The organism is Luteimonas sp. BLCC-B24 (assembly GCF_028550595.1).
GTDB lineage: Bacteria > Pseudomonadota > Gammaproteobacteria > Xanthomonadales > Xanthomonadaceae > Luteimonas.
In genome coordinates, this window is sequence record NZ_JAQQGN010000006.1 from 114,978 (window position 1) to 134,332 (window position 19,355).

At 69.7% G+C, this 19,355-nt stretch carries 16 protein-coding genes and 1 pseudogene; 2 read left to right on the forward strand and 15 right to left on the reverse strand.

What is annotated here, in order from left to right; genetic code table 11:
• Positions 1-111: 111 nt before the first annotated feature.
• The 11 genes and pseudogenes from PQS31_RS12900 to PQS31_RS12950 all read right to left on the reverse strand — a co-directional run bounded on the left by PQS31_RS12900 (position 112) and on the right by PQS31_RS12950 (position 11,963).
• Positions 112-1,791 (reverse strand): BatD family protein, encoded by a 1,680-nt coding sequence (locus tag PQS31_RS12900; protein ID WP_272763142.1) that lies wholly within the window; start codon positions 1,789-1,791, stop codon positions 112-114.
• Positions 1,788-3,563 carry a VWA domain-containing protein gene (locus tag PQS31_RS12905; protein WP_272763143.1) on the reverse strand — a complete coding sequence of 592 codons (1,776 nt, stop codon included), beginning with the start codon at positions 3,561-3,563 and terminating at the stop codon, positions 1,788-1,790. The genes PQS31_RS12900 and PQS31_RS12905 overlap by 4 nt, the downstream gene beginning before the upstream one ends.
• Positions 3,560-4,603 (reverse strand): VWA domain-containing protein, encoded by a 1,044-nt coding sequence (locus PQS31_RS12910; protein ID WP_272763144.1) that lies wholly within the window; start codon positions 4,601-4,603, stop codon positions 3,560-3,562. The genes PQS31_RS12905 and PQS31_RS12910 overlap by 4 nt, the downstream gene beginning before the upstream one ends.
• Positions 4,600-5,055 carry a DUF4381 family protein gene (locus tag PQS31_RS12915; RefSeq protein WP_272763145.1) on the reverse strand — a complete coding sequence of 152 codons (456 nt, stop codon included), beginning with the start codon at positions 5,053-5,055 and terminating at the stop codon, positions 4,600-4,602. Before PQS31_RS12915 ends, PQS31_RS12910 begins: the two co-directional genes overlap by 4 nt.
• A gap of 1 nt (position 5,056) precedes the next feature.
• A complete protein-coding gene (locus PQS31_RS12920) occupies positions 5,057-5,983 on the reverse strand; it encodes a DUF58 domain-containing protein (RefSeq protein ID WP_272763146.1) in 927 nt (308 codons plus the stop codon).
• 12 nt (positions 5,984-5,995) lie between these two features.
• The gene (locus PQS31_RS12925) at positions 5,996-6,988 is read right to left on the reverse strand and encodes a MoxR family ATPase (protein WP_272763147.1); all 993 of its coding nucleotides are present in this window, start codon (positions 6,986-6,988) and stop codon (positions 5,996-5,998) included.
• A 161-nt stretch (positions 6,989-7,149) separates the two neighbouring features.
• Entirely contained in the window at positions 7,150-9,036 is a 1,887-nt protein-coding gene (gene pilQ / locus PQS31_RS12930; RefSeq protein WP_272763257.1) for a type IV pilus secretin PilQ, read from the reverse strand.
• Positions 9,037-9,050: 14 nt separating this feature from the next.
• Positions 9,051-9,584 (reverse strand): pilus assembly protein PilP, encoded by a 534-nt coding sequence (locus PQS31_RS12935; RefSeq protein ID WP_272763148.1) that lies wholly within the window; start codon positions 9,582-9,584, stop codon positions 9,051-9,053.
• A gap of 5 nt (positions 9,585-9,589) precedes the next feature.
• A complete protein-coding gene (gene pilO, locus PQS31_RS12940; RefSeq protein WP_272763149.1) occupies positions 9,590-10,246 on the reverse strand; it encodes a type 4a pilus biogenesis protein PilO in 657 nt (218 codons plus the stop codon).
• Positions 10,132-10,905 (reverse strand): annotated as a pseudogene (locus PQS31_RS12945) (PilN domain-containing protein). Before PQS31_RS12945 ends, pilO begins: the two are co-directional and overlap by 115 nt.
• Positions 10,905-11,963: a pilus assembly protein PilM gene (locus tag PQS31_RS12950; RefSeq protein WP_272763150.1), complete on the reverse strand. Its 1,059-nt coding sequence runs from the start codon at positions 11,961-11,963 to the stop codon at positions 10,905-10,907. The pseudogene PQS31_RS12945 and the gene PQS31_RS12950 overlap by 1 nt, the downstream one beginning before the upstream one ends.
• A gap of 206 nt (positions 11,964-12,169) precedes the next feature.
• Between PQS31_RS12950 and PQS31_RS12955 the strand changes: the two genes are divergently transcribed.
• Both PQS31_RS12955 and PQS31_RS12960 read left to right on the forward strand, forming a co-directional pair.
• Positions 12,170-14,695 carry a penicillin-binding protein 1A gene (locus PQS31_RS12955; RefSeq protein ID WP_272763151.1) on the forward strand — a complete coding sequence of 842 codons (2,526 nt, stop codon included), beginning with the start codon at positions 12,170-12,172 and terminating at the stop codon, positions 14,693-14,695.
• A gap of 467 nt (positions 14,696-15,162) precedes the next feature.
• Entirely contained in the window at positions 15,163-15,816 is a 654-nt protein-coding gene (locus tag PQS31_RS12960) for a hypothetical protein (RefSeq protein ID WP_272763152.1), read from the forward strand.
• Between the two features lie 56 nt (positions 15,817-15,872).
• On the opposite strand, the gene PQS31_RS12965 is transcribed toward PQS31_RS12960, so the two are convergent.
• The 4 genes from PQS31_RS12965 to PQS31_RS12980 all read right to left on the reverse strand — a co-directional run bounded on the left by PQS31_RS12965 (position 15,873) and on the right by PQS31_RS12980 (position 19,350).
• Positions 15,873-16,250 (reverse strand): hypothetical protein, encoded by a 378-nt coding sequence (locus tag PQS31_RS12965; protein WP_272763153.1) that lies wholly within the window; start codon positions 16,248-16,250, stop codon positions 15,873-15,875.
• A 306-nt stretch (positions 16,251-16,556) separates the two neighbouring features.
• Positions 16,557-17,858: a citrate synthase gene (locus tag PQS31_RS12970; protein ID WP_272763154.1), complete on the reverse strand. Its 1,302-nt coding sequence runs from the start codon at positions 17,856-17,858 to the stop codon at positions 16,557-16,559.
• Between the two features lie 229 nt (positions 17,859-18,087).
• Positions 18,088-18,339, reverse strand: coding sequence for a type B 50S ribosomal protein L31 (locus PQS31_RS12975; protein ID WP_096210485.1), 252 nt, complete (start codon positions 18,337-18,339; stop codon positions 18,088-18,090).
• Positions 18,340-18,411: 72 nt separating this feature from the next.
• Positions 18,412-19,350 carry a nucleoside hydrolase gene (locus PQS31_RS12980; RefSeq protein ID WP_272763155.1) on the reverse strand — a complete coding sequence of 313 codons (939 nt, stop codon included), beginning with the start codon at positions 19,348-19,350 and terminating at the stop codon, positions 18,412-18,414.
• Positions 19,351-19,355: the final 5 nt, after the last annotated feature.

Sequence of the window (19,355 nt, forward strand, 5' to 3'; positions counted from 1 at the left end):
GGCCAGCCGCTTGACGCGTCGCTCCCGGCTTCCAGCGTCGACGCACGCAGCGCCGGCACGCCCTGCCGGCCTGCGGGCTCGCGGATGCACACCGCGCCGACGTGCGCGCGGTCAGCGCCGGGGATACAGCGGCGGCAGCGCCGCTCCGTCGTCGGCCGGGGCACTCGGTCTCACCCGTGCGCCATCGCGAAATGCGGTGGCCAGGCGCCGGCGCGCGGCGCCGAGATCGCCGCCGCCCCAGCGTGCATGCCGCCATTCGACGAGCGCGTCGCGTTGTTCGGGGGCGTCGAGTCGCGCATGCAGGGCGTCGAGATCGGGCGCCGGCGGCACGACCAGCGCGCGCAGGGCCCGTTCGATCTCCGCTGGCTCGCCGGTCTGTAGCAGCAGGCGCAGCTGGCGCGGCGATGGTCGCGTGCCGGTCGCAGCGGGCACTTCAGGCCGCGCGACCGCGGGGGCCGGCGCCGTCCGGCGGTACAGCCGCCACGCGAGCGACGCGGTGGCCAGCCACAGCAGGGCGAACAGAAGCGCGAGCCATCGCCAGACCGGCGCCATCGCCGCGTCGCCGGGGCCAGCCGCGTGCGCGCGTTCGGGATCGACGGTCCCGGCGATGCCGACGCGGTCGGGCGGCGCGCGCAGCGCACCCGGTTCCACGTCGAGGGTGAGCGCCGGCGCGGCCGCAGTCCGCGCCTGGCCCGCGCCGACGTCCCACCATGCGATCTCCGGTCCGGTGATCCGCAGCCGCCCGGCCGCCTGCGGCACCACCGAGAAGCGGCGGGTGAGTCGAACCTGCGGACGACCGTCCTCGTACGTCTCGTCGTACTGCGGCGCCTCGGCGAAGACCTGGGCGCCGTCGATCGTCGGCAACGCGACATCGGGAAGCTGGGTCCCCACCGCGCCGTCGAACAGCACCTCCAGTACCAGCGTGGCCGCCTCGCCCGCGCGCGCGCGGGGCGCGGCTTCGAGCCAGCGCGCCTGCACGCCGCGCACCGGCAGCCAGTCGCGCCCGGCGATGCCTGCCGGCAGCGCGCGCACCGACAGCACGCTGGGCGGCCCATTCGCGGAGAGTTCGCGTGGTCCGCGATTGAACAGCCCGTCGAACATGCCACCGGCGACGCCGCGCCCTTCGAAGCGCGCACCGGGTACGGTCAGCGTGCCGCTGCGCTCGGGCACCAGCAGAAAGCGCCGCTCGACGACCGTGTAGCGTCGGCCGTCGATGTCACGGGTGAACTGGGTGTCGTTGCCGACCCGCTGCAGCGACGCGCCGTCCGGCGGCGGCTGTTCCAGCTGGCCGGAGACCAGCGGCACCGCGTAGTAGAGCCGCACGGTGTAGGCGACCGCCTGCTGGACGTACGGCGACTGGGTGTCGACCTCGGCTTCGACGAACGCGGGCGCCCCGTCACGCGCGGCGCTGACCACCGCCGGCCCGACGCTGAGCTGCAGCGGTGCCGTCGTGGCACGGCCCACCTGCAGGCCGGGCACCACGAGCAGCCCTTCGCGGCGTGGCCGCAGGGCGACGCCGTGCAGCGTGCGCGTCGTCTGCCGGCCGTTGCGGATCTCGACCTGCCGGCGGCTGGTGTGGCCGCTGAGCGAGAAGTCGCGCTCCAGCGGCGCCCAGTCGGGGGCCGCGGTCGCCTCGTCGCTCTCGATGTTGAGCGTGGTGCTCTCGCCGAAGGCGATACGGTCGCGATCCAGCCAGGCCTGGGCCTGGGCGCGGGCCTCTCCCACCACGAGGGTGCCCAGCAGAACGGCCAGCCAGCACCCGGTAACGACGGTCGATCGGACTCGCATCATCGTGGGTCTCCGCTGCGACGGCGCTCGTGTTCGAGACGGAACTTCGCCCGCAGCAGCCCGCCGGGGTCGTCCGGCAGGCGGCGCAGCAGGGCCTCGTTGGCCTGCCGACGTTCGGCGCCGGCGCGGTCCTCCGGCGCGGCGTCCGGCGCGCCGGGCCGGGGCGTTCCGTCGCCGGCATCGCGCGCATCGAGTGCGCGCTGCATGCGCTCGCGTTGCGCGGCATCGGCCTCGCGCTGCGCCTCGACATCGGCCGGCGACGCGTCCGCGGACTCGGACGCGGGAGGCGTCGACGGTGCAGGCGGGGGCGGCGTGACCGTCCCGGCCGGCGGCGACGGCCGGGGCGAAGCGTCCGGCGACGGCGCGCCGTCGCCGGACCCCGGGCGCCCCGCAGCCTGCGACTGCCCGCGTGGCGGCGCGCGCGGATCCTGTCCGGGACCGGGCGGCGGAGTCCGTTGCCGGGCGGCGTCCACCGCAGCGCGATTGGCCTCGGCATCGGCCATGCCCGGGCGAAGACGCAGGGCCTCGTCGTAGGCGTCGATCGCGGCGTCGAGTTCGCCCTGCTTCGCCAGTGCATTGCCGCGGTTGTAGGCGGCCTCCGCCCCGGGCAGCCCGGCCCAGCGCTGCGCAGCATCGGCATAGCGGCCAGCGCGGTAGGCCTCGGCGCCCTCGATCATCCGCGCGTGCGCCATCTGGTCGGCGCGACGCCACGGCGTGCCTTCCGGGGCGGTGCTCTGCGCGATCGCGGGCATCAGCGGAAACAGCAGCGCGGCGCACGCGACGCTCGCCAGTGCGCCGCCACGCCGGAATGCCAGCAGCACGAGCACCAGCAGGGGCAGCACGAACCAGTAGCCCTGGTCGGCCCACCGCAGGGCGCTGTCGGGGCCGGGCGTCGGCGCGCCGGCGGGATCCGCGGATCCGGCGCCGGTGGCCTGGACATCGAGCGCGCGCAGGTCGGCATCGTCGGCGGTCAGGCCGGAGTAACGGCCGCCGCCCGCCATCGCGAGCGCCTCGAGGGACGCCGCCTCCAGGCGTGTGTGCGCGAGTCCGCCGCTCGCGTCGCGATGCGCGGCGCCGTCCGGCGTGCCCAGACCGAGCGCCGATACCCGGTATCCCATGCGCAGCGCCGTGGCAGCTTCGGCGATCGCAGCGCCGTCGGCCTCGCTGGTCATCAGCAGGATCGCGCCCTGTGTGACACCGCGCTGTCGCAGCAGGCGCGTGGCCCGTTCGATGGCCCGATCCACGCGCTGGCCATCGGCGGGCATGATGTCGGGCGACAGCGCATCCAGGTACAGCGCGAGATTGGCGGTGTCCTCGGTCAACGGTGCGACGGTGAAGGCGTCATCGGCGAACACCAGCAGGGCCGTTTCTGCCCCGGCGCGGGCGGCGAACACCCGTGCGAGCTTGGCGCGCGCCTGCAGCAGGCGCGACGGGGGCAGATCGCCGGCGCTGGTCGCTGTGGACAGGTCGAGCGCGACCACCAGCGGCGCGGATGTGGCGCCCTGCAGGGGCGCCGGGAGCTGGCGCCAGCCCGGGCCGGCCAGCGCGAGCACCGCACAGAGTGCAGCGAGCATCCAGGCGGCGAGCCCCAACCATCCGCCGCGGTCGACCCGGCGTTCGATCAGATGCGGCAGCAGATGCGGGTCGATCGCGGTGCGCCAGACGTTCGCAGCGCGGCGCCGCGCCCACCAGCACCCGGCCAGCACCGGCAGCGACAGCAGCGCCCACAGCCAGAGCGGGCGCGCGAAATGAAGCCCGTCCCACCACGCGATCACGTGGCGACATCCTGTGCCGCGGACCCTGCGGTCGTGCGCAGGCGGCGGCGCGGCAGCGCCGCGAGCAGGAGCAATGCGCACGCGCCGGCGAGGGGCACCGGATAGCGTTCGATGCGTGGGCGCAAGGCCGGGCCTGCACGTTCCACCGGCTCGAGCCGATCGATCTCGTCGTAGATGCCGGCGAGCGCATCGGTGTCGCGCGCGCGGAACGCGCGCCCGCCCGTCGCGTCCGCGATCGCCTGCAACGCGGCTTCGTCGATCGCGGGCTCGCTCGAGGCCGGCAGGCGGAACCCGAACATCGACAGATCGCCCTCGTCGCTGCCGAACGCGATGGTGTGCACGCGCACGCCCGCATCGCGCGCCAGTTCGGCCGCCTTCTCCGGGCTCAGGACGCCGGCATTGCTGACGCCGTCGGTCAACAGGATCAACACCCGCTGCGAGCGCGGCTGGTCCTGCAGGCGCTTGACCGCCAGACCGATCGCATCACCGATCGCCGTCTCCCTGCCCGCGAGGCCGACGACCGTATCGTCGAGTTGCTGCTGGACGCTGGCGCGGTCGAGCGTCAGCGGCGTCATCGCATAGGCGCGCTGGCCGAACACGATCAGCCCCACCCGGTCACCGCCGCGGCGTTCGAGAAAGTCGGCGAGCACGGCTTTGGCCGCGGTCAGGCGGTCGACCACGCGCGGGCCCAGGCGCATGTCGGTTTCGCCCATGCTGCCCGACAGATCCACCGCCAGCATCAGATCGCGTGCCGCGCGCGGTGGCTGTTCCGGCGGGCCCCACTGCTGCGGCCGCGCGGCGGCGATGCACAGCAGGCTCCACGCCAGCCACAGCAGCCACGGTGTGTGCGGCGCCAGGCCCGCCCGGCCGCCGCGCCCGGCGGCAGGCAGTGCGGCATACGGCACGCGCAACGCATCGCCACCGGCGCGCGCGGGCGGCAGCCACCGCCGCACGATCCACGGAAGCGGCGCGGCGGCCAGCAGCCAGGGCCACGCGAACTGGCTCGACACGGCATCCCAGGCGGACGCGAGCATGCTCATGTCGCGCCCGCCATCAAGGCGAGAAATCGCGCGCGTGCGATCTGCCGGAGCGCTTCGACCTCGCAGTGCGGGACGTGCGCGCGGAACGCGCCGTCGCGCAGCAGCGCGCCTGTTTCGCCTGTGAAGCCCGCACGGCCGCCCGCATCGAGAAACTGCAGCCAGGCGTCCCCCTGCAGACGGTCGGCATCCGGCCGCGCGCGTCGCGCGGCGCGGCGCAGCAACTGCGAGATCGCCGCGATCTCCCCGGGTGGGTCGCCTGCGGCCGCGACCGCGGCGTCGAACAGGCGCAGCCAGCCGCGTCGCCGACGCGCGATGCGCCACCGCTGCACCGCCCAGGCCAGCACCGCCAGCAGCACGCCGGCCGCCAGCCACCACCAGCCCGGTGCGGGCGGCCACCACGCCGGCGCCGGCGTCACATGGATATCGCGCAGAACGAGATCGGGAATCGCCACGTCACGCCGCCCGTGGCCGACCGAACATCGGCAACCAGAGGCCGCTCGGCATTTCGCTCGACAGCACCGCGCTGCGCACGCGCGCGGCCTGCAGCAAGGCGGTCGCACGCGCGAGCGCACCCGAGAAGGCGTCCTCCCACTGGGCCCGCTGCGCAGCCTGGGCGAGATCGAGCGCGTGCGCCCCCGTCGGCCCTACGAAACGCAGCTGCGCCCGGGGTGGCGTTCGCTCCAGCGGATCCGACAGCAGCAGCACCAGCACTTCGCTGTGCGCCGACAGCGCGAGCCAGCGACGCGCCGGCACGGCGATCACGCTGCCGGCATCGGCCAGCACGCACACGCGCGAACCCGGCCGCGCCACGCGCGCCGCGTGTTCGAGCGCCACGCCGAGGCCATCGTCGCCCGGCGGCGGCTCGGCATACCAGCGCGCCAGCGCGTGCAGCACGCGCAGGGCGCCTCGGCGTCCGCTCGCCGGCGGTACGGGCGCCTCGTGCGCGGTGCCACGGATGGCGGCGACCCGGTCGCCGTCCGCAACCGCGGCCCATGCGGCGATCGCCCCGGCGCGCGCCGCCTGGACCGATTTGAAGCGCACGCGCGTGCCGATGTAGAGCGCGCGCGCGGTATCGGCCACCAGCAGGGTCAGGCGTTCGCGCTCGGCCTGGAAGGTCTTGGTGTGCGTCCGCCCGGTTCGCGCCGTCACACGCCAGTCGATGTGCCGTGCGTCGTCGCCGGCCACGTACTCGCGGGATTCCGCATATTCCATGCCGTGCCCACGCGCCGGCGCCAGCGCCTGGGCACGGACGCCCGATCTGGCACGCTGCGCAGCCGCGCCGCGACCGACCACCGAGCGCAATGCGACCAGTTCCGGCAGCGACGGGCGAACGCCGGCATCGCGATCCGGTCGGGGAGTCGGGGGCGTTGCGGGCACCATGCGGCGCGCCGGTCAGGGCAACGGGACGCGGTCGATGACCGCAGCGACCAGACGCTCGCCGTCCCAGCCTTCCGCCGTCGCCTCGTAGCTCGGAAGCACGCGGTGCCGCAGCACGTCCGGCGCGACCGCGCGTACGTCGTCGGGCGTCACGAAGTCGCGACCCGCGAGCCATGCGCACGCGCGTGCGCACCGTTCGAGCGCGATCGATCCGCGGGGACTGGCGCCCCAGGCGATCCGCCGCGCCAGGTCCGGATCGTAGGGCGTGGCGTCGCGTGTGGCGAGGACCAGTTCGACCACATAGCGCTCGACGGCCGGGGCCATGTGCAGTTCGAGTACCGCGCGCCGCGCGGCGAACAGGATGTCGAGCGGCATGCGTTCGAGCGTCGCCGGCCGCGCGTCGAGCGCCTGCAGCGCGCGCGTGCGCGCCAGCCCGAGAATGCGCGACTCGGTGTCCGCATCAGGGTAATCGACGCGCACGTGCATCAGGAAGCGATCGAGCTGGGCTTCCGGCAACGGAAACGTGCCTTCCTGCTCGATGGGGTTCTGGGTCGCCATGACCAGGAACAGTTGCGGCAGGCGGTAGGTCTCGCGGCCGACGGTCACCTGGCGCTCGCCCATCGCTTCCAGAAGCGCGGACTGGACCTTCGCCGGGGCGCGGTTGATCTCGTCGGCCAGCAGCAGCGGATGGAAGATCGGCCCGGGCTGGAATTCGAAACGACCATCCTGAGGTCGCCAGATTTCGGTGCCGGTCAGATCGGCCGGGAGCAGATCGGGCGTGAACTGCACACGCGCGAAGTCGGCATCCAGCCGCTCGGCGAGCGCGCGGACGGCCGTGGTCTTGGCCAGCCCGGGCGCCCCTTCAACCAGCAGATGGCCATCCGCCAGCAACGCGACCAGCAGCCGTTCCACCAGCGCCGACTGCCCGAGGATCGCCTCCGCAAGCGACTCGCGCAGCGCAGCGAAGCGCCGCTGCATACCATCCGCCGTCCCGGTGCTCTGCTCCATCCGCGATCCTGTCCGCGACGCCCGACGCGTCAGGCCGAGTTTGACCGGAAACGTCCAGCTTTGGTTCCGTTGACCGGCGCGCGCCGGGACGGGAGCACGCCCCGAAAACAGAACGGGACCCGATCGGGTCCCGTTCTGAACAGCCTGGTGCGCGTGGTCGGTCAGAGCGCCGGGCGCTGCGCCACGCGCATCACCTTAGGCGTCACGAAGATCAGCAGCTCTGCTTTTTCCTTGTTGCGGCCGCGGCTCTTGAAAAGATTGCCGAGAATCGGAAGATCGCCGAGGAACGGCACCTTGGACAGCGATGCGCGGTCTGTGAACTCGTAGACGCCGCCGATCGCGACCGTCTGGCCATCATCGATCAACACGGCCGTCGTGACATTGCGTTTGCTGATCAGCGGCACGGAGCCGATTCCTTCGTACTCGATCTGCCCCTGCACCTCGTCCTTCTTGATGTCCATCGCCAGGAACACGCGTCCATCGGCAGTGATCGTCGGCGTGACCTTCAGCTCGAGCAGCACATCCTTGAACTGCACAGTCGGAACGCTGTTGCTCTGACCGCCGGTCACGGTGATATATCCGACCTCCTGACCCTGACTGATCGTGGCTTCCCGCTGGTTGCTGGTGACGATGCGCGGATTGGAAATCACTTCGCCGCGCTGCTCCTGCTGCAGGGCCGAGAGTTCGACGTGCCAGTCGATCGTATTGCCGAGAATCGTGAAGCCGAGCGCAGGCGCGCCTGCAACAGGCAGGTTCACCTGCAGGGCACCCGGACGGCCGATGGTGCTGTTCTCGCCCCCGATGAAGCCGCCACCAACATCGACCCGTCCGTCGATATTGCGGTCGGCACGCGAGTTGACGCCGAACCGTGCACCGAGGTCGCGCGCGAACGATTCGTTGGCGATCACGATGCGAGCCTCAATCACCACCTGATCCACCGGCTTGTCGAGCGTAGTCACCAAGCGTCGGATCTCGGCGACACGCTGCGGGATGTCGATCACCAGCAGCGTATTGGTACGGCGATCGAAGCTCAGGCTGCCGCGCGAAGACAGAAAGCCCCGGTTCTGCGCATTCCCGCCACCACCAGCTGTGCTGGTCTTGCTTTCCTCGGTGAGGAGCCTAGCGATATCTTCCGCATTGCCATAGCTGATCGCGATGTACTCGGTGACCATCTCCGCACGCTCTTCGATCGCCAGACGCGCATCCTCGCGCGCCTGTTCGAACGCGGCGATCTCGCTCTGCGGCGCCACCCAGACCACATTGCCGCTACGGCGCTTGTCCAGCGACTTGGCCTGCAACACGATGTCCAGCGCCTGGTCCCAAGGCACGTTCTGCAGGCGCAGGGTCACGTTGCCGACCACGCTGTCGCTGGCGACGATGTTGAGGTTCGACTCGTCGGCGATCAGCTGCAGGACCGTGCGCACCGGCACGTCCTGGAAGTTGAAGGTCACCGGGGCGCCGCTGTAGCTGCGCACTTCGGACGCCGCCGTGGCCGCCGACTGCCCCATCGTCGCCGACAGGCCGGCCGAGCCCACTGCGCGAGCGCCCGCGCGCGGCACGATTTCGACGATGTAGTCGCGGCCGCTCTGATAGGCGAGCGGCTCGAAGTCACCGCGTGCAGTCAGCACGACCTGGCTCCCGTTGCCGTCCTGACGCGCGTCGATGCGCTGCACCGGCGTCGCGAAGTCGGTGACGTTCAATGGGCGCTGCAACGACGCCGGCAGCGTCGCGCCGGCGAGATTCACGACCACGCTGCCGTCCTGCGTGCGCAGATCGGGCATCGCACCGTCGTTGTCGAAGCGGAGGATCAGCTTGCCTGAGCCGCCGTCACCACGCTTGAAATCCACATCGGTCACGGTCACCGCCGGCGACTGCGCAGCAGCAGTCGCTGCCTGCAGCATCAGCAACGGCGACCCGGGCCGCACGCCCGGATCGGCAGCCTGTGCCCCGCTGAATGTCGCCACCAGTCCAATGGCGAGACCGAGCGCACCGGCACGCATCGGAGACGTCCGGCCAGCCCGAAGGCTCCCCGCTTTGCTCACGGTCATCTTGCTTCCCCTCATCAATTTTCGTTCAGCGCGAGCGATGCCGGGCGTTCCAACCACCCGCCGGCGCCATCGGGCACGAGCTCGACAAGCTCGATGCGATTTTCATTGACCGATGTCACGCGGCCATCGTTCTGCCCCAGATAGTTCCCCGCCCCGATGCGATAGGTCACCTTGTCAGGTGCCAGCACGAGTCCGACGATGCGCCCGCCGGCACCGATCGTGCCGACCATGGACAGGCTGTCGAGCGGGAACTGCTCGGTGATTTCCTTGCGCCGGTTGGAGTCCGGACGCGGACCGCTGCCACTGTCGGCGTCGGTGAAGGCGTTACTGAAGGGATCCCGGATACCCTGCGCGGAATACTCGAAGGTCTCGAACTGCTGCATCACCGGCAGCGGCTCGAGGGCCGGTGCAGGACGCTGCTTCACTTCGTCCACCCACTGCTCGAGATTCGGCGCGTCGCCCGGGGTGCTGGATACGCCGCGGCCGCAGCCGACGAGCGCCACTGCGATCACGACCAGGGCCACGCCGCGCGCCATGTCTGTACTCATCGGCATCACTGCGCTCCCCCGGTGGCCTGATCAGCGTCCGTCTGGGCAGGTGTCTCGTCCTCGTCCAGATAACGATAGGTCTTCACGGTCCCCGAGAGTTCGAGGCTCGAATTCGGACCGATCGCGGCGAGACCGTCGCCTCCGCCCCCGCGCGGCTTCAGCGAGATGTCGTGCATGGTCATGATCACCACGCGGGGCAATGAAGCGACGCCACTGACGAATGCGCCGAACTGGTGATACGTGCCCACCATGCGCAACGCGATCGGCTGTTCGGCGTAGAACTCGCGCGGCGATTCCGGTCCCGGCCGGAACAGGTCGTTCTGGATGCCGGTCGCGATCGCCGTCTGCGAAATGTCGACGATCAGATCCGGCATCTCGGTCTTGCTCGGCAACTGGCGCAGCATCTGCTGCAGCTGCTGTTCCATCTGCGCGAGCTGCTGCTTCAACGGCTCGAGATTGGCGGCCCGTCCCTGCTTGGTCTCGAAATCTTGGCGCAGCGTGCGCTCCTGCGCTTCGAGCCCCTGCAGTTCGTCGCCCTTGTCGCGCGTCAGCACGTACCAGAGCAGGCCGAACAGCAGCAGACCGACCAGAATGCAGGCGCCGATCTTGTACTCGCGCGGCCAGACACCGGTGTTGTTGAAGTCCAGCTCGCGCAGGGACATCTTCTTCTTGCTCACGAGGCGGCTCCTTCAGCAACCGGCGCCGGTGCATCGACCGGGGCCGTGCCATCGACGGGCGTCGCGGGGTCGAGCGTGCCTGCGGCCTCGGCTTCCTTCGCGGCCGGCGTCGACAGCTGGACGTTCAGGGTGAACGCATACGGCAGACCGGGCACGCCGTCCTGGGCTTCGATGACGGTCAGCTGCGCGTTCGACATCCAGCCGGATGCATCGAGTGAACGCATGTAGGTACTGACCCGGGCGTTGGACTGCGAACGCCCCTCGAGCGTCAGACGCTGACCTTCCTGCTTCAGCGAGGTGAGCAGGACGCCGTCCGGAATCGTGCGCACCAGCTGGTCGAACAGATGCACCATCTGCGAGCGGTTGCCCTGCAGCTCTTCGATCACCGCCTTGCGGGCGAGCAGCTGCGCGCGCTGCCGATCGAGTGCATCGATCTCGGCGATCTCGCGGTCGAGTTCGACGATCTTCTGCTCGAGAAACGCGTTGCGTTCACGCTGGCCGTCGATCTGCGCGTTGTAGTAGGTGTTGACCAGGAACCACAGCGCGAAACCCGCCACTGCGGCGATGCCCAGCATGAGCCCGAATTCCTTCTGCCGCTGCTTTCGCCGTTCGGCGCGCCACGGGAGGAGATTGATCCTTGCCATCAGTCGAAACTCCTCAGCGCGAGTCCGCACGCGATCATCAGCGCCGGGGCGTCCTGGGCGAGCGCGTGGGCCTGGACGCGTGGACCGAGCGTCATCTGCGCCAGCGGATTGGCCAGAACGGTCTGGACGCCGAGCTGTTCCTCGACCATGTCGGCGACGCCGGGGATCGACGCGCAGCCACCGGCCAGCACGATCTGGTCGACGCGGTTGAAATCGCTGCCGGCATAGAAGAACTGCAGCAGGCGGCTGACCTGTTGGACCATCGCCTCCTTGAACGGCTCCAGCACCTCGACCTCGTAGCTCTCCGGCAGGCCACCCTGGCGCTTGGCCAGGCCGGCTTCCTCGTAGCTCAGTCCGTAACGGCGCATGACCTCGTCGGTCAGCTGCTTGCCGCCGAACACCTGCTCACGCGAGTACAGGCTGCGGCCGTTGCGCAGCACGTTGAGCGTGGTCATCGTCGCGCCGACATCCACCAGGGCGACCACGCCGTCGGACGGCATGCTCAGCGTGCCGGCGATCATGGCGAACGCGTTTTCGACCGCGAACGCCTCGACGTCGACCACGCGCGCCGACAGGCCACCGAGCTCGAGTGCGGAGGCACGCAGTTCGACATTCTCCGAACGCGAAGCGGCCAGCAGCACCTGCACCATCTCCGCGTTGCCGGGCATCGCACCCAGCACCTCGAAATCGAGGTTTACTTCCTCGATGGGGTACGGAATGTAGTTGACCGCTTCGAGTTCGACCTGCGACTCCAGCTCGTCCTCGTCGAGATCGGCCGGCATCGGGATGGTCTTGGTGATGACCGCGGACCCGGCCACGGCAGCGGCCGCGTGCTTGGCCTTGGTGCCCGACCGGGACACCGCGCGGCGGATCGCCTCGCCGACGGCCTCGACCTCGACGATGTTCTTCTCGACCACCGCATTCGGCGGCAGCGGTTCGACCGCGTAGTGCTCCACGCGGTAACGATTGCCCTGCCGCGACAGCTGCAACAGCTTGACCGCGGTCGAGCTGATGTCGACGCCGATGAGCGGCACCTGGCTTTTTGTGATGAGCCCCACGGAATTTCCCCTTTGCCACGGGCGCTTAGCCGCGCCTCGTGTCCCGGCGCATTAAATAACGGACTTTTAAGCCGATAGCAACAAGCGCGATACATCCGACGCGGTACGGAACCGCGCCCTGAAAGCGCTTCCAGCGGGTCTGCGGGCTGGTGCAAGGCCCGAGAGCGGCGCCTCCCCTATACTGCGCCGCCATGAGACCTGCCCCGATGTCGCCACGCCCGTCCCGGCTCCGCCGCTTCCTGCGGTGGACCCTCGTCCTGCTGCTCGCACTGGCGCTCCTGGGAGCCGTGGCCGCCGGCATCCTCTATACCGCGGTGGCGTCGAAGCTGCCGGATGTCGAAGCCTTGCGCGACATCGAGATGCAGGAGCCACTCTATGTGTATGCACAGGACGGCCGGCTGATCGCGCTGTTCGGAGAAACCCGGCGCTATCCGGTCAAGATCGAGGACGTGCCCGAGCGCCTGAAGCAGGCGTTCCTGGCGACCGAGGACGCCCGGTTCTACGAACACAGCGGCATCGACTACCGCGGCGTCGCGCGTGCGCTGTGGCTGCTGGCGACGACCAACGATCGGCGCGTGCCCGGCGGGTCCACCATCACCCAGCAGGTGGCGCGCCAGTTCTTCCTGAGCTCGGAATACAGCTTCACGCGCAAGTTCGCGGAGATGCTGCTCGCGCGCAAGATGGAGCGCAACCTCACGAAGGACGAGATCTTCGAGCTCTATCTCAACAAGAGCTTCTTCGGCAATCGCGCCTACGGCATCGCGGCGGCGGCCGAGTTCTATTACGGCAAGTCGCTGGACGCGCTCGATCTCGACGAGATGGCCTCCCTCGCGGCGATTCCGAAGTTCCCGTCCAGCGGCAATCCGCTGAGCAATCCCGAGCGCGCCAAGGAACGCCGGGATGTCTACGTGCTGGCGCGGATGCAGGAGCTGGGCTTCATCAGCGCCCAGGAAGCCGCGGCGGCACGCGCGGTCGAGATGCACGCCACGCCCCACGAACGGCCGATCGAGGTCTATGCGCCGTACGTGGCCGAGATGGTGCGTCTGGAAATGGTGGCCCGCTACGGCGGTGACGTCCTGACCCGCGGCTACCACGTCACCACGACGATCAACCCGACGATGCAGGCGGCGGCCGAGCTCGCGGTCCGTAACGGCCTGTCGACCTATGACCGGCGCCACGGCTGGGTGAAGCCGGCCGAGACCTACGAGCTCGCCGCTGACGAGGACACGGCCACGACGGCACGCCGGCTGCGCGGCGTCGCCCCCCAGGGCGGCATGTTGCCGGCCATCGTCGTGCGCAGCGGCGACGGCACGGCCGATGTCGTGCTGGCCGACGGCTCGACCCTGACCCTGGACGCCGCCAGCAGCCGCTGGACCGGGCGCGCGCCCTCGGCGTTGCTGAGCCGCGGCGACCTGACCCGCGTGCGGCGTATCGAGACGCCGGCGCGCAGCGCCGCAGGCAACGATGGAGACACGCCGCCGCCGACCGTCACCTGGCAGCTCGACCAGCTGCCGCGGGCCCAGGCCACTCTGGTGTCGATGGAGCCCTCGGACGGGGCGGTGCGCGCCCTGATCGGCGGCTTCAGTTTTGCGGGCAGCAATTTCAACCGGGCCACCCAGTCGCGCCGCCAGCCGGGCTCGAGTTTCAAGCCCTTCGTGTTCGCTGCCGCATTCGAGAAGGGATTCAATCCCGCCTCCATCGTTCTGGACGCGCCGGTGCTGTTCCGCATGCGGCATGGCCAGGACTGGCGCCCGCAGAATTCCGACGGCCGCTTCCTCGGCCCGATGCGGCTGCGCGAGGCGCTCGTGCAATCGCGCAATCTCGTCGCGGTGCGCCTGCTGGATGCGATCGGTGTCGACTACGCGCGCCGGTACATCAGTCACTTCGGCTTCGAGGAATCGCAGCTGCCACCGAACCTCTCGATCGCGCTGGGCACGCCCTCGCTGACGCCGCTCGACGTCACCCGCGGCTATGCGGTGTTCTCCAACGGCGGGTTCCGGGTGACGCCCTGGTTCATCGACGAGGTCCGCGACCGGGAAGGTCGACTGATCTTCAAGGAGAACGCCCCACGCGCCTGCCCCGGCTGCGGCGGGAACGGCGCGCCCGGCCAGGCCTCGACCCCCTCCCACGTGGTGGACGGCTTCAACTTCGGTCCGGCGGCCGAGGCGCGCACCGTCACGTCGGCGCCCGAAACGCCGGTCGAGCCACCGGCCCCGCGCGAGGACGGCGCTGCGCCGGTGATGGCGCCACGCGCGATCGACGAGCGCGTCGCCTACCAGATGATTTCGATGATGCGCGACGTCGTGCGTCGCGGCACCGGCACCGCGGCGCGCGTGCTGGAGCGCGAGGACGTCGGCGGCAAGACCGGATCGACCAACGAGCACCGCGACGCCTGGTTCTCCGGCTTCGGGGGGAACCTGGTGACCTCGGTCTGGGTGGGCCGCGACGACAACCGCTCGCTCGGCTTCCGCGAGTACGGCGGCCGCGCCGCGCTGCCGATCTGGATCGACTTCATGCGTGTCGCCCTGGACGGCGTGCCCGAGGCCAGCAACGAGCCCCCTGAAGGCATGGTGCGGGTGGCGGTCAGCGCGGGCGGCCGCCTGCTGCCGACGACCGCCGAGAGCGGCGGCATCATCGAGTACGTCAAGGCAGAAGACCTCGAACGCATGGAGTCGGAGATCGATCTGCGGATCGACGACGTGCCGTCCGAGGAGGCATTCGACATCTTTTGAAGGCCCATCGATCGCCTCCGCCCGGCGGCGGAACGATCGATGGCCGTCCACCGGGTGCGGCGAGGCAGGCCGGGCGACGCCGCCGCACTCGAGCGGACGGCAGACACGCGACGTGTGCGGGCCGAACCCCGTTGCTCGCCGCCTATGGGCGCTTGCGGCGGTCGGCCCGCACAGCGCCGCCTTCGGCAAGCCGGGCCGCTTCGAGCCGGTGCGCACGCTCCGCCGGGTGGTTCACGTCCGCACCCGGACTTCAAAACGTGTACACATCGGATGCGTCCGTCATGAGTGGGTCGGCCCAGCGATCGACCCGCGATGCGCAGACGTCCGGGCGGCCTGTCGGACCATTCGCGCTTCGACGCTCACACGGGCTTCAGCCTCCTGAAGCCCGGCAGATGACCGGCGGTTGCCGTGTTGACGCGTCACGCGTCCGGGGTAGAGTCGATCCCTGTAATCGACGGGGGATGCGCATGGGCCACGCACGTCAGCACGCGGAAACGCGCACGCGCGAACGGCGCCATCGGCTGGCGCATGAGGCGGCGCGTCTGATGGTCGAGAGCGGGATTCGCGACTACCACCAGGCGAAGCTGAAGGCGGCGGCCCGGTTGGGCATCCACGACGATGCCTCACTGCCTCGCAATCGTGAGATCGAAGACGCGTTGAGGGAGCACCAACGCCTGTTCAGTGGTCCGCAGCACCTGACGGGTCTGCAGGAACGGCGGCAGGCTGCGCTGCGCGCGATGGCGTTCTTCTCGGACTTCGACCCCAGACTCGTAGGCCCCGTGCTCGAAGGCACCGCCGATGCACACGCCCCCGTGGCGCTCCATCTGCACGCCGAACCGGCGGAGTCGGTGGCGCGATTCCTGGATGAGCATGGCATTCCGGCGGAGTCGCGCGTGCGGCGCCTGCGCCTCGATCGTCAGCGCGCGGCGGACGTCGATGTCTGGGTGTTTTCGGCCGAGGGGCTCAGCTTCGACCTGACGGTCTTGCCCCCGCAGTGCCTGCGCCAGGCGCCCCTGTCCGCGATCGACGAGCGCCCGATGCGTCGCGCATCGCGCAGCCAGCTCGAACACCTGCTCACGATGGAGCTTGGGGGCTCCATCGCCGGGTCCGCGATGGAGTGAGCCCGCGGATGCCGGGACGGGCGCGCCCCTGAAGGCCGAAGTCCGGCAGCCGGCAGTTACTCGGCCACGATCTGCGCGTTCGCACCGCTGCCGAACACGCGCGCACGGGCACCGACACGCAGGTTGTCGACACTGGCGGCGCGAATCGCCGACTCGCCCCCCTCGTCGAAGCGCAACATCACCATGTAGGCGGTCACGGTGCGCGCGCCGGCGGTCGGGGCCGTAGCGGCGTTCACCAGGTCGCCCGCGGCGCTGTTGGCGACGTCGTAAGCCTCGTACGTGTACTCGCCGGTGACCCGAGACGCGGCGCGCCCGGCCATGCGGCCCAGCGCCCGTCCGAAGGCCCCCGACGACCGCGACGGCGCCTGGGGCGCGGCGGCGGCCTCGACCTGCATCGGGGTGATCCCCGTGATCACGCCACTACGGAATGTCATCTCCTGGGCCATCGCGGGGCCCGCGAGCGCTGCCAGACCACATGCCATCACGGCAGCCCGCATCCATTTCATCGCCATACGTGTCGTCCTCGACGTTGCACTTCCGCTGCGCGGCCCCGCATCCATTCGCGATGCAATGACATCCACGCTCCAGGGGCCAGTGTGCGTGAACGCCGCCGTGCACGACGCCGGAAGACTGGCGAACGACGTGTCGGACTTTTCCGCTGTGCACGCCGCCTTAAAACGACAAGGGCGACCCGGAGGCCGCCCTTGTACGCACGCTGTCGCAGTGAACGCGCGAACGCGTCAGCGCTTGTCGTCGGCGACGTAGTCGCGAACGTCGTAGCCGGTGTAGATCTGCCGCGGACGGCCGATCTTGGCCTCCGGGTCGACCTGCTGCTCGAGCCAGTGCGCGACCCAGCCGGCGGTGCGGCCGATCGCGAACATGACGGTGAACATCTCGGTCGGGATCTTCAGCGCCTTGTAGATAATGCCGCTGTAGAAATCCACGTTCGGATAGAGCTTGCGTTCGACGAAATAATCGTCCTTCAGCGCCGCTTCCTCGAGCTTCATCGCCACGTCCAGCAGCGGATCATTGATGCCCAGCTCGCCCAGGACCTTGTGGGTCATCTCGCGGATGATCTTCGCGCGCGGGTCGAAGTTCTTGTACACGCGGTGGCCGAAGCCCATCAGGCGGAAGGGGTCGTTCTTGTCCTTCGCGCGCAGCACCGCCTTTTCGACGTTGTCCGCGGTGCCGATTTCGGCCAGCTGCTTGAGCACCGCTTCGTTGGCGCCGCCGTGGGCGGGGCCCCACAGCGCGGTGATGCCGGCAGCGACGGACGCGTACGGATTCGCACCGGTCGAACCGACCAGGCGCACGGTCGAGGTCGACGCGTTCTGCTCGTGATCGGCGTGCAGGATGAAGAGGAGATCCATCGCCTTGGCGACGACCGGATTGAGCTCCAGCGGCTCGCTCGGCATCTCGAACATCATGTGCAGGAAGCGGTCGACGTAGCCGAGGCTGTTGCGCGGGTAGCGGATCGGCTGGCCGATCGAATAGCGGTACGCGGCCGCAGCCAGCGTCGGCACCTTGGCGATCAGGCGGATCGCGGCGAGGCGACGCTGCTCGGGATCCTGCAGATCCAGCGTGTCGTGATAGAACGCCGACATCGAGGCGACCGAGGCGGCGAGCATCGCCATCGGGTGCGCGTCGTGACGGAAGCCCTGCAGGAAGCTCTTGAGCGACTCGTGCATCATCGTGTGATGCGTGACCTCGTGCTCGAACTTGGCGAATTCGTCCTTGTTCGGCAGTTCGCCCGCCTGCAGCAGATAGGCGACCTCGAGGAAGCTCGACTTCTCCGCCAGCTGGTCGATCGGGTACCCGCGGTACAGCAGCACGCCTTCGTCGCCGTCGATGTAGGTGATCGCGGACTTGCAGCTGGCGGTCGCGGTGAAGCCGGAGTCGTAGGTGAAGCAGCCGGTCTCCTTGGGCAGCTTCGAGATGTCGATGCAGGGATTGCCGAGCGTGCCGTGCAGGACGGGCAGCGTCACCGTCTTGCCGGCGGCATCGAGCGTGACCTGATCGAGCTTGGAATTGGATTCAGACACTCTGGGGCTCCTCATTTCTCCGGACGTCTCTGCATCCGGCCTGGCGGGCGCGGCGAATGCCGCAACGCGTCAATTATCGCATAGGCCCCGCCGGCGACGCCGTCACGAGGCCTTGCACGAAAGTCGAACACGGACGCGCCCGCCGCATCGAAATGACGCAGCGGGCGCGAGGACCACAAACGCAGACGGCCGCCCGCAGGCGGCCGCCGGACATCGCGGGATGGCGCGATTACTTCGCGTAACGGCGACGGAACTTGTCGACGCGGCCGCTGGTGTCCATGATCTTGTTCTGCCCGGTGTAGAACGGGTGCGTCGCGGACGACACTTCGATCTTGATCAGCGGGTACTCGTTGCCGTCTTCCCACTGGATCGTTTCCTTCGCCGAAGCGGCCAGGGTCGAGCGGGTCAGGAACTTGAAGCCATCGGACGTGACGTCCTGGAAGACGACTTCACGGTAATCGGGGTGGATGTCGGCCTTCATGGCGGGCACCAAAGTTGCGCAAGGGAAGAGCGGCATTTTAGCTCGTTGATCCTCCCTGCGCAAGCGGCCCGATCAGACCGTCTGGAGCGCCTCGCGCACCAGCGTGTGGAACCGGTCCCGGTCGTAGCGCATGAGCAGGGTCGCGTTGTCGGGACGGCCGAGCTGTCGCTGCCAGTCGACGATGGTGGCGCCGCGCGCCGGACCGTGATCGGTGACCACATCGATCGGACGCGTGACCGTTTCCTCGGCACCTTCCGGCGCCAGCACCCAGGCCATGGCCAGCGCGTCGGCCGAGTGCCAGTCATCGCCGCGGCGGTCGGCCGACCATTCGCGGGTCTTGCGCGAGATCGCTTCATAGAACCGGGCGCGCTCGCCGCCCGCATGCATCCACGCCACCACCTGATCGTGCGGCAGGCCGTGGGCCACGGTGGCCTCCCAGTCCGACAGCTCGAAATGCGGGAACGCCTCGAACACGATCTTCGCGGCTTCGGGATCGAAAAAGACGTTGAACTCGGCCGATGGCGTGATGTTGCCGTGGCCGGTGACGGCGCCGGCCATGGTGACGAACCGTGCGATCCGCGTCGGCAGCGAAGGGTCGAGTTTCAGTGCGAGCGCCACATTGGTCAGCGGCCCGAGCGCGACCAGTACCAGGCGCCCGGCGTGCACGTGCGACAGGCGCACGATCGCCAGCGCCGCGTGCTCCTGTTCGGCGTGATGCCCGGCCGGGGTGTAGCCGATGTCGCCGAATCCGTCATTGCCATGCACGTAGGCCGCATCCGGCGCGGCGTGCAACAGCGGCGCTGCACTGCCGGGAAAGACCGGAACCTCCGTGCGTCCGACGATCTCGCAGAGCTTCAGGGCGTTCGCGGTCGTGTGCGCCAGCCCCACGTTGCCCGCGGCGATGGTCAGGCCCACGACGTCGTGACGCGAATCGGCGAACGCCATCAGCAGCGCGAGCGCGTCGTCGACGCCGGGGTCGGTATCGATGAGGAGCGGAATCGTATCGGTCATGCGCC